The sequence below is a fragment of the Actinoalloteichus spitiensis RMV-1378 genome (assembly GCF_000239155.1).
Classification (GTDB): Bacteria; Actinomycetota; Actinomycetes; order Mycobacteriales; family Pseudonocardiaceae; genus Actinoalloteichus_B; species Actinoalloteichus_B spitiensis.
Genome location: NZ_AGVX02000541.1, coordinates 1 through 8,882, shown reverse-complemented (window position 1 = coordinate 8,882; position 8,882 = coordinate 1). Strand labels below are relative to the sequence as shown.

General features: G+C 72.3%; 8 protein-coding genes. 5 read left to right on the top strand and 3 right to left on the bottom strand.

Annotated elements, in window-relative coordinates:
• Positions 1-380: VanZ family protein (locus tag ACTIDRAF_RS30335; protein WP_016700750.1), on the bottom strand; the 380-nt coding region annotated here is incomplete at its 3' end.
• A 341-nt stretch (positions 381-721) separates the two neighbouring features.
• Between ACTIDRAF_RS30335 and pyk the strand changes: the two genes are divergently transcribed.
• From pyk to ACTIDRAF_RS30330, 3 genes are all read left to right on the top strand, one after another.
• On the top strand, positions 722-2,146 hold the full coding sequence (pyk, locus tag ACTIDRAF_RS0221335) for a pyruvate kinase (RefSeq protein WP_026066356.1): 1,425 nt from the start codon (positions 722-724) through the stop codon (positions 2,144-2,146).
• Between the two features lie 68 nt (positions 2,147-2,214).
• Positions 2,215-3,159 (top strand): acyl-CoA thioesterase II, encoded by a 945-nt coding sequence (gene tesB, locus ACTIDRAF_RS0221330; protein ID WP_016700748.1) that lies wholly within the window; start codon positions 2,215-2,217, stop codon positions 3,157-3,159.
• Between the two features lie 161 nt (positions 3,160-3,320).
• Complete coding sequence (locus ACTIDRAF_RS30330) at positions 3,321-4,331, top strand: DUF368 domain-containing protein (protein WP_016700747.1); 1,011 nt, start codon at positions 3,321-3,323, stop codon at positions 4,329-4,331.
• Positions 4,332-4,350: 19 nt separating this feature from the next.
• On the opposite strand, the gene ACTIDRAF_RS0221320 is transcribed toward ACTIDRAF_RS30330, so the two are convergent.
• Both ACTIDRAF_RS0221320 and ACTIDRAF_RS0221315 read right to left on the bottom strand, forming a co-directional pair.
• Complete coding sequence (locus ACTIDRAF_RS0221320; protein WP_016700746.1) at positions 4,351-5,793, bottom strand: pyridoxal-dependent decarboxylase; 1,443 nt, start codon at positions 5,791-5,793, stop codon at positions 4,351-4,353.
• Between the two features lie 122 nt (positions 5,794-5,915).
• The gene (locus ACTIDRAF_RS0221315; RefSeq protein WP_016700745.1) at positions 5,916-6,233 is read right to left on the bottom strand and encodes a DUF2218 domain-containing protein; all 318 of its coding nucleotides are present in this window, start codon (positions 6,231-6,233) and stop codon (positions 5,916-5,918) included.
• A gap of 154 nt (positions 6,234-6,387) precedes the next feature.
• Between ACTIDRAF_RS0221315 and gndA the strand changes: the two genes are divergently transcribed.
• Together gndA and ACTIDRAF_RS0221305 are read left to right on the top strand one after the other, a co-directional pair.
• Complete coding sequence (gene gndA / locus ACTIDRAF_RS0221310) at positions 6,388-7,830, top strand: NADP-dependent phosphogluconate dehydrogenase (RefSeq protein ID WP_026066354.1); 1,443 nt, start codon at positions 6,388-6,390, stop codon at positions 7,828-7,830.
• A 97-nt stretch (positions 7,831-7,927) separates the two neighbouring features.
• Positions 7,928-8,842, top strand: a complete 915-nt coding sequence (locus tag ACTIDRAF_RS0221305) for a DUF4429 domain-containing protein (RefSeq protein ID WP_016700743.1) — start codon at positions 7,928-7,930, stop codon at positions 8,840-8,842.
• Positions 8,843-8,882 lie beyond the last annotated feature (40 nt).

The following is an 8,882-nucleotide window of genomic DNA, read 5'->3' as shown; positions in this document are numbered from 1 at the left end:
GGGTGCGGGGCCGCCGGGCCCCCGCCCGCCGGCCGCCGGCGGTGGAACGACAGGAGCACCCCCGCCCCGAGCGCGATACCGACGAGGTTGGCCAACGCGTCGGCCCAGTCCGCGTTGCGGCCCAGGGGCAGCAGTCCCTGGAGGACCTCCGCCAGGAACGCGTAGCCGAGGAGGCCGAGCAGGAGCAGCCGGCGGGGGCCGCCTCCCCGCCGGCTGCCGTCCACCGCCAGCAGCCCCGTCACGGTGAGCAGCACGAAGACCCCGACGTGGACCACCTTGTCGGTCCCCGGCGGCGCCGAGGGCACGCCGGAGGCCGGCATGAAGAACACCACGAGGCTGACCAGGACGGCCAGGGGAAAGGGGATCGCGGACAGGCGCACGACGGGGAACCTCCAGGAGGGACGGGACGTCTCCCCATCGTCTCGTGCCCGCCACCCCGACCGTCGACGGCCGGAACCGGACAGCGTGCGCGGCGGGGCCGGTCCGGCACGGGTGCCGGACCCGGGCGGGTTTCCGGCGGGTCCCACCCGCTGTTGGCATCCCTGCCGGCCGCGTACTCCCCGGACGAGGGCGCCCCTTGCGCTACCGGGCACGCACCCTTGCGGGGAGTAGGCGCGGCGGCGGGAACAACCGGGCGAATCGCCCCGATTGGGCGACACACCGCGCGAATCTGCTTCCGCCGTGCGGAATCGTGCCCACCAGCGGGATAGGCTGCGCAGACGTGAGCAGACGCGCGAAGATCGTATGCACGATGGGACCGGCGACGGCGAGTCCCGACAGGATCAGGCAGCTGGTGGGCGCCGGCATGGACGTGGCGCGGATGAACTTCAGCCACGGAGACCACGCCGACCACAAGCGCATCTACGAGCTGGTCCGCCAGGAGGCGGAGGCGAGCGGTCGGGCGGTCGGCATCCTCGCCGACCTCCAGGGGCCGAAGATCAGGCTGGGGCGGTTCGCCAGCGGCCCGGTGCAGTGGGACACGGGGGAGACGGTCCGGGTGACCGTCGAGGACGTACCCGGTACCCACGACCGGGTCTCGACCACCTACCGGGGGCTGGCCGAGGACGCCAAGGTCGGTGACCGCGTCCTCGTCGACGACGGCAAGGTCGGACTGGTGGTCACGGCCATCGAGGGGCCGGACGTGGTGTGTGAGGTGACCGAGGGCGGTCCGGTCAGCGACAACAAGGGGCTGTCCCTGCCGGGGATGAACGTGAGCGTTCCGGCGCTGTCCGAGAAGGACATCAACGACCTGGAGTTCGCCCTCAGCCTCGGCGTGGACTTCATCGCGATGTCCTTCGTCCGGTCTCCCGCCGACATCGACCAGGCGCACCAGGTGATGGACCGCGTCGGTTCCGGTCGCCTGCCGGTGGTCGCCAAGCTGGAGAAGCCGGAGGCCGTCGACAACCTGGAGGCGATCGTCCTCGCCTTCGACGGCGTGATGGTGGCCCGGGGTGACCTCGGCGTCGAGCTGCCGCTGGAGCAGGTCCCCCTGGTGCAGAAGCGGGCCATCCAGATCGCCAGGGAGAACGCCAAGCCGGTCATCGTGGCCACGCAGATGCTGGACTCGATGATCAGCAACTCCCGGCCCACCCGGGCCGAGACCTCCGACGTCGCCAACGCCGTGCTCGACGGCACCGATGCGGTGATGCTCTCGGGCGAGACCAGCGTGGGGCGCTACCCGGTCCAGACGGTCGAGACGATGGCCAGGATCGTCCGCGCGGTGGAACACGAGTCGACCGCCGTGCCGCCGCTGTCGCACGTGCCCAGGACCAAGCGGGGCGTCATCTCCTACGCGGCTCGGGACATCGGTGAGCGGCTCAACGCCAAGGCGCTCGTCGCCTTCACCCAATCCGGTGACACGGTGCGCCGGCTGGCCCGGTTGCACACCCACCTCCCGCTGCTCGCCTTCACCCCGGAGGAGGCCGTGCGTCGGCAGCTGAGCATGACCTGGGGCACCGAGACCTTCCTGGTGCCGAAGGTGGACTCGACCGACCGGATGGTGAAGCAGGTCGACCAGGCGATGCTGTCGCTCGGTCGGTATCAGCGGGGCGACCTGGTCGTGATCGTCGCCGGCTCCCCTCCCGGCACGGTCGGTTCGACGAACCTGATTCGAGTCCACCGACTGGGCGAGGAAGACCATGCGTGAGTAGGCTCACTGGTAGCTGAGTGTGCTCAGAATCCTTGTCGCTGCCCGCGTCATCGTAGGGTTGGTGGATGACCGAGATGGCGCGCGCAGCGGCGGAGGACCCCGCCGGTACCACCGCGGGGGCGGTGCCCCTCGATCCGGACGGGGTGCCCTACGGGCAGCCCGTCCTCGACCGGGTGGTGGCGTTGCTGGACCTGGAGCGCATCGAGGAGAACCTGTTCCGGGGCGTGAGCCCGGCCGAGTCACCCGTCCGGGTCTTCGGGGGCCAGGTCGCCGGGCAGGCCCTCGTCGCGGCCAGCAGGACCGTGCCCGCCGATCGCGGGGTGCACTCGCTGCACGCCTACTTCATCCGGGGCGGCGATCCCCGCGTTCCGATCGTCTACGAGGTGGACCGCATCCGGGACGGCCGCTCGTTCACCACCCGCCGGGTGGTCGCCATCCAGCACGGCAAGGCGATCTTCTCGCTGTCGGCCTCCTTCCAGGTCCGGGAGGACGGGATCGAGCACGCCGACGAGATGCCGGCTGGCGTCCCGGAGCCGGAGTCGCTGCCGACCCTCGCCGAGCGGGTGGCGCCCTACCGGGGCCGCATCGGCATCCACGGCCAGGCTCCCCGGCCCTTCGACATCCGCTACGTCACCGACCCGCCCTGGGTGTCGCGGGAGACCGGACCGCGCACCGCCGACAACCGGGTGTGGATGCGGGCGCACGGTCAGCTGCCCGACGACCAGGTGCTGCACGTCTGCCTGCTGGCCTACGTGTCCGACCTCACCCTGTTGGACTCGGTACTGGCCCGCCACGGCGTGTACTGGAGCCTGGACGAGGTCGCGGGGGCCAGCCTGGATCACGCCATGTGGTTCCACCGCCCCTTCCGGGCGGACGACTGGCTGCTGTACGACTGCGCCTCCCCGAGCGCCTCCGGCGCTCGGGGCCTGGCCACCGGGCGGTTCTTCGACCGGTCGGGCAACCTCGTATGCACGGTCGTGCAGGAGGGGCTGCTGCGGGTCGCCGAGTAACTCGGACGTGGAGGTGGGCGGGTTCCGCGCGGTGATCCGGCACGCGGAGTGACGAAAGTCCCGCGAACGAGCCGGTTCGGGGTGTTCCGCACCGGCTCGACGTCGCGATGATCGTCCTACCGGGTGTCTGGAGTGTCCAGGGAACCGTTACCGTTTCAGATGTGTCCGCACACAGCTGGAAGCAGACCCCGCTCAACCTCGCCCGCGGTGCCGCCATCGGAACGGTGGAGGTGGTCCCAGGGGTCAGCGGCGGGACGGTGGCGCTGGTCGTCGGTGTCTACGAACGCCTCATCGACGCCGCCGGCCACCTCATGAGCGCGGTCAAGCTCGCGGCCAGCGATCTTCCCCGGGGGCGGGGCGGGCAACGGGCCAAGGAGGAGGCGGCGCGCATCGACGTGCCGCTGGTCGTCGGCATCCTCGCCGGCATGGTCCTCGCGCTGCTCACCGCGGCTCGGGTCGTGCCCGGGCTGATCGAGGACTACCCGGTGGGGGCCAGGGCGCTGTTCATCGGGATGGTCGGGGCCTCGGTGGCGATCCCGATCCTCGCGATGGGCGGTATCCGCCGCCCGCTGGACTGGGCGCTGCTGCCGCTGGGGATCGCCGTCGGGTGGATCGTCACGGGGCTGCCCGCCGGCACCCAGACGTCCCCCCCGCTGTGGCTGGTCGGACTGGCCGCGGCGATCGCGATCTGCGGCCTGGTGATGCCCGGCCTCTCCGGTGCCTTCCTGCTGATGATCTTCGGGCTCTACGAGCCGACGCTCGAGGCGTTGAACGCCCGGGACCTGCCCTACGTCGGGACCTTCATGCTGGGCGCGATCCTGGGCCTCGGGGTCTTCGTGAAGACGCTCCAGTACCTGTTGAAGCACCGCCACCAGGCCACCCTCGCCGTGATGACCGGCGTGATGATCGGGGCGCTGCGGGCGCTGTGGCCGTGGCAGGACGAGGACCGCGCCATGCTGGCACCCGACGCCGACTGGTTGGGGGTGGTACCGGTCACCCTCCTCGGTGCCGGGATGGTCGTCGCGCTGATCCTGGTCGACCGGCACTTCACGAAGAAGCGTCAGGAGCGGGAGGGCTCGACGCCCGACGGCGGCCCCGACGGCGGGAACCCCGAGGACGCCGAGACCGTGGTGATGAACCGGGTCACCGACGACACCATCCGGATCCGCTGATCGCCGCGCCCTCGCCCCCTCAGGCCAGGGCACCCTCCGCCTCGGCGGCGGCCCTCAGCTCGGCCCAGAGGGTGTCGATGTCGGCCTCCTCGGTCAGCTCCCCACCGATCGCCACCCGGATCAGGTAGCGCCCCTCCAGCGCGGCGTGCGTGACGAACACCCGCCCCCCGTCGTTGACGCGCCGCAGCACCGACCGGGGCAGCCGGTCGTCGTCCTCGGCCCCGCGACCGGAGACGACGCGGAGGCAGACCAGCCCGAGCACCGGTGGCGCCGCCAGCGTGAAGGCCGGGTGCGCGCGCACCCGGTCTGCGAGGTCCCCGGCGAGCCGGACGTGGCGGCGCAGGTGCGCCCGCAGCCCGTCCAGCCCGTACCAGCGCAGGACCGCCCAGAGTTTGAGCGCGCGGAAGCGCCGTCCGAGCGGGACCTGCCAGTCCCGGTAGTCGCGGACCAGGCCCGAGTCCGAGGCCGCGTCGCGGAGGAACTCCGGCGAGATGGTGAGCGCCCCCGTCACGGCCTCGGGCCACCGGGTCCAGAGCAAGGTGCAGTCCAGGGCGGTCAGGAGCCACTTGTGGGCGTTGGTGGCGAACGAGTCCACCCCCTCGACACCGGCCAGCAGGGGGCGGAACTCGGGGCAGAGCCCGGCGACGCCGGCCCAGGCGGCATCGACGTGCAGCCACACCCCGTGCTCCGCGCACACCTCGGCGATCTCGACGAGCGGGTCCACCGCGCCGACACCCGTGGTGCCGACCGTGGCGCACACGAACACGGGGACGCGCCCGTCCGCGACGTCGTCCCGGATCGCCTCGGCCAGCGCCGACGGGCACATGCCCCGGGTGACCGGGTCGACTGCGACGACGCGTTCCGCCGACGAGCCCAACCCGGCCACGCGGCACGCCTTCGACGCGCACGAGTGGGTCTGGTCGGTGCGGTAGACCGTCTCCCTGCCGGTGACCCCGTCGTGGTGCCACCGGCCTCCCGAGGCGCGGTGCAGCGCCGCGACGAGCGACACCAGCAGGGCCGAGGACGCCGAGTCCTGGATGACGCCCCCGCCACCGCCGGCCGTGGTGAACGTCGGGGGCAACCCCAGCTCCGGTCCGAGCAGGTCCAACAGGTGCTGTTCCAGCTCGGTGGCGGCGGGCGACGTGCTCCAGAGCATCCCCTGGACGCCCAGCCCGGCCGAGAGCAGGTCACCGAGGACCGAGGGCAGCGAGGCGTTGCTGGGGAAGTAGCCGAAGAAGCCCGGGTGCTGCCAGTGGGTGAGCGCCGGGACGACCAGGCGGTCGACGTCGTCGAGGAAACCGTCGAGGCCACCTCCGGGCGCAGGTGGCTCGGCGGCCAGCGCCGAGGCCAACCACCCCGGCTGGGCCTGGCCGCGCACCGGGTACCGGTGGAGGTTTTCCCGGTAGTCGGCGATCCAGTCGACCACCTGGTGGCCGAGCTGCCGGAACTCCTCGGGCGTCATCCCACCCGTCGATGAGGGCATGGCTGACCGTACTCGACCGGTGGGCGCGCGGGGTCACGGGTGACCGGTCGAGCCTCCTGGCCGGCACGCCGCGCTCCGCCCGGCCTGTCCTGGTCGGGGTGTCAGGGGGTGCGCACCCACTCCACCCGCAGTTCGTCCTGGGTGGCGAACTTGAGGAGGTGATCGCCGACGACGCGTTCGACGGTCGCGAGCCCCTCGGAGCCGGGGGCGGTGGCCACCATGCGCAGCCCGCCCTCCTCCGCCGTGAGGACCGCGACGCCGCCCTCGCCGAAGCGAACCGTTCCCACCGGTTCGTGCCACTCGGCGTCGACCCGGTGGCCGAAGTGGTTGGTGAGCTGTTTGGCGTACCGGGCGGCGCGGTGGGTGGGCACGAACGCCCTCGACTCGTGCCCTCCGTGGTCCGAGATCAGTTCCGTCATGAGGTGAGGCTAACCTTTCCTGCTGGCCGTGTGGTGCGTTCGGAGGTGTGAGCTTCGTCCGACCGCGAGCTCTCACCAGTCGGGACGGCCGCAACCCGCCGTTGGCCCGGTCGCACGGCTGCGTCCCGGCGGGGGAGGGTGCAGGCTGGTGGGCATGGCAGACGACACTCGCGGGACCGCGGCCATCGGAGTGACCGGCCTGGCGACGATGGGCAGCAACCTCGCGCGCAACCTGGCGCGCAACGGCTACCCGGTCGCGGTGCACAACCGGACCTCGGCCCGGACGGAGGCGCTGGTCTCCGAACACGGCGACGAGGGGGTGTTCGTGCCCGCCGCCACGCTGGCCGAGCTGGTGGAGAGCCTCCAACGGCCCCGCCAGGTGATCATCATGGTGAAGGCGGGCGGGCCCACCGACGCGGTGATCGACGAACTCGCCGGACTCCTCGAACCGGGTGACATCATCCTCGACGGGGGGAACGCGCACTTCGCGGACACCCGGCGCCGGGAGGCGGCCCTGCGGGACCGGGGACTCCACTTCGTCGGTACCGGGATCTCCGGCGGCGAGGAGGGCGCCCTGCTCGGCCCCAGCATCATGCCCGGCGGCTCCGCCGAGGCCTACCGGCAGGTCGGCCCGGTCCTGGAGGCCATCGCCGCCACCGTCGACGGTGACCCGTGCTGCGTGCACGTGGGGCCCGACGGTGCCGGGCACTTCGTCAAGATGGTGCACAACGGCATCGAGTACGCCGACATGCAGTTGATCGCCGAGTCCTACGACCTGCTCCGCGCCGTCGCCGGTCTCGCTCCTCCCGACATCGCCGAGGTGTTCCGGACCTGGAACCAGGGCGACCTGGAGTCCTACCTGATCGAGATCACCGCCGAGGTGCTCGCGCACACCGACCCGGTGACCGGCGCCCCCTTCGTCGACGTCGTCGCCGACCGGGCCGAGCAGAAGGGCACCGGCAGGTGGACGGTGCGGGAGGCACTCGAACTCGGAGACCCCGTCCCGGGCATCGCCGAGGCCGTCTTCGCCCGGGCGTTGTCCGGCGCGGTGCGCCAGCGCGAGGTGTGCGCGTCCCTCCCCGGGCCGGCGGAGCCGCCGGGCGAGGTGCCACCCGGGTTCGTCGACGACCTGCGGGAGGCGCTCTACGGGGCCAAGCTCGCCGCCTACGCCCAGGGCTTCAGCATGATCTCGGCCGCGAGCGAGCAGTACGGGTGGAACGTCGACCTCGCCGGAACCGCCCGCATCTGGCGGGGCGGCTGCATCATCCGGGCCCGGTTCCTCGACCGGATCGCCGAGGCGTACCGGACTCGGCCCGACCTGCTGAACCTGCTGGCCGACGACTACTTCGCCGAACAGGTCAGCCGGTCCCAGCAGGCGTGGCGACGGGTGGTGGGGGCGGCCACCGCCGCCGGCGTCCCGGTTCCCGGGCTGTCCTCCGGGCTCGCCTACTACGACACCCTGCGCGCGAGCCGGCTGCCGGCCGCCCTCGTCCAGGGCCTGCGGGACTACTTCGGGGCGCACACCTACCAGCGGGTAGACCGCGAGGGCTACTTCCACACCCGGTGGTCGGGCGACCGTTCCGAGACCGCGTCCTGACGCCGGTCCGGGGCACCGGGACCGGGACCGGTGCCCCACCCGCCCGCTCCGCCAGTTCTCCACCGGGGGGCCACCCCCGTTGGATAGGGTTGTTGGGGTGTCCTACGAACTGGAGTTAGCGGGAACGAACGCGACCTGGGTCTTCGAGGCGGACGGCATCCGCATCCGGTTCGCCGGCGGGCGGCGTTCCAATCCGCTGCACAGGGCGCTGGGGGAGTTGGTCGTCCCGAACGAGGCGTTGTCGGGCGTCATCGTCGAGCCGGGCAAGCGGCGCACCGACCTCGTGCTGCGGCTGCGTTCCGGGGCTGACGCGTTCGGCCCCGTCCTCGCCGGTCGGTTGCCCGAAGCCGCCGACCCCTACCGGCTCTCCCTTCCCGGCAAGCAACCGGACCTGGCGCAGTACCACGCGTCGCAGCTGCGCGACCGCATCTCGCTCAACCCCCGTGCCCTCGAACCCACCGACAAGTTCCTGGTGGTCCTGCCGCCCGCGCCGCGCTCCATCAAGGGGCTGGACGGGGAGGTGAGCTTCGACGGTGAGACCTTGCTGTTCACCTGGGGGTGGATGGCGGAGACCGTGAAGGAGCAGCTCGGCCCGCAGCGGGTCCCCCTGGAGAACATCAGCGGCGTCGAGTGGTCCCCACCGACAGCCCTGGGCGGCTTCTTCCGGATCACCCTGACCGACGGCACCGGCCTCGCGGCGCGCAAGGCGGACAACCCGGCCATGCGGGGGACGCCGGACAAGGACCCCTACGCCCTCGCCTACGGCCTCGGTGACGGCAGCGTGGCGGACCTCCTCTTCGCCGCCGACCTGCACACCCGGATCGTCGCGACCCGGGAGCGAGCGGAGATCCCGTCGGCGGAGCCGTCCGCCCCCGTCCCGGAACCCACGATCTCCGATCGCGCGGAGGACGTGGTGGAGGCGATCAGGAAGCTCGGCGGCCTGCACGAGGCCGGACTGCTGACCGACGAGGAGTTCAGCCAGAAGAAGGCCGAGCTGCTCGACCGTCTCTGACGGCCGGTGCGGCCCGGGCCGGGGCGCCGCCCACGGCGGC

Excerpts from the sequence above, each read along its gene's own strand:
- ACTIDRAF_RS0221315 (WP_016700745.1), bottom strand. The coding sequence starts at position 6,233 with ATGACGGAACTGATCTCGGACCACGGAGGGCACGAGTCGAGGGCGTTC.
- ACTIDRAF_RS0221320 (WP_016700746.1), bottom strand. The coding sequence starts at position 5,793 with ATGACGCCCGAGGAGTTCCGGCAGCTCGGCCACCAGGTGGTCGACTGG.
- tesB (WP_016700748.1), top strand. The coding sequence starts at position 2,215 with ATGACCGAGATGGCGCGCGCAGCGGCGGAGGACCCCGCCGGTACCACC.
- gndA (WP_026066354.1), top strand. The coding sequence starts at position 6,388 with ATGGCAGACGACACTCGCGGGACCGCGGCCATCGGAGTGACCGGCCTG.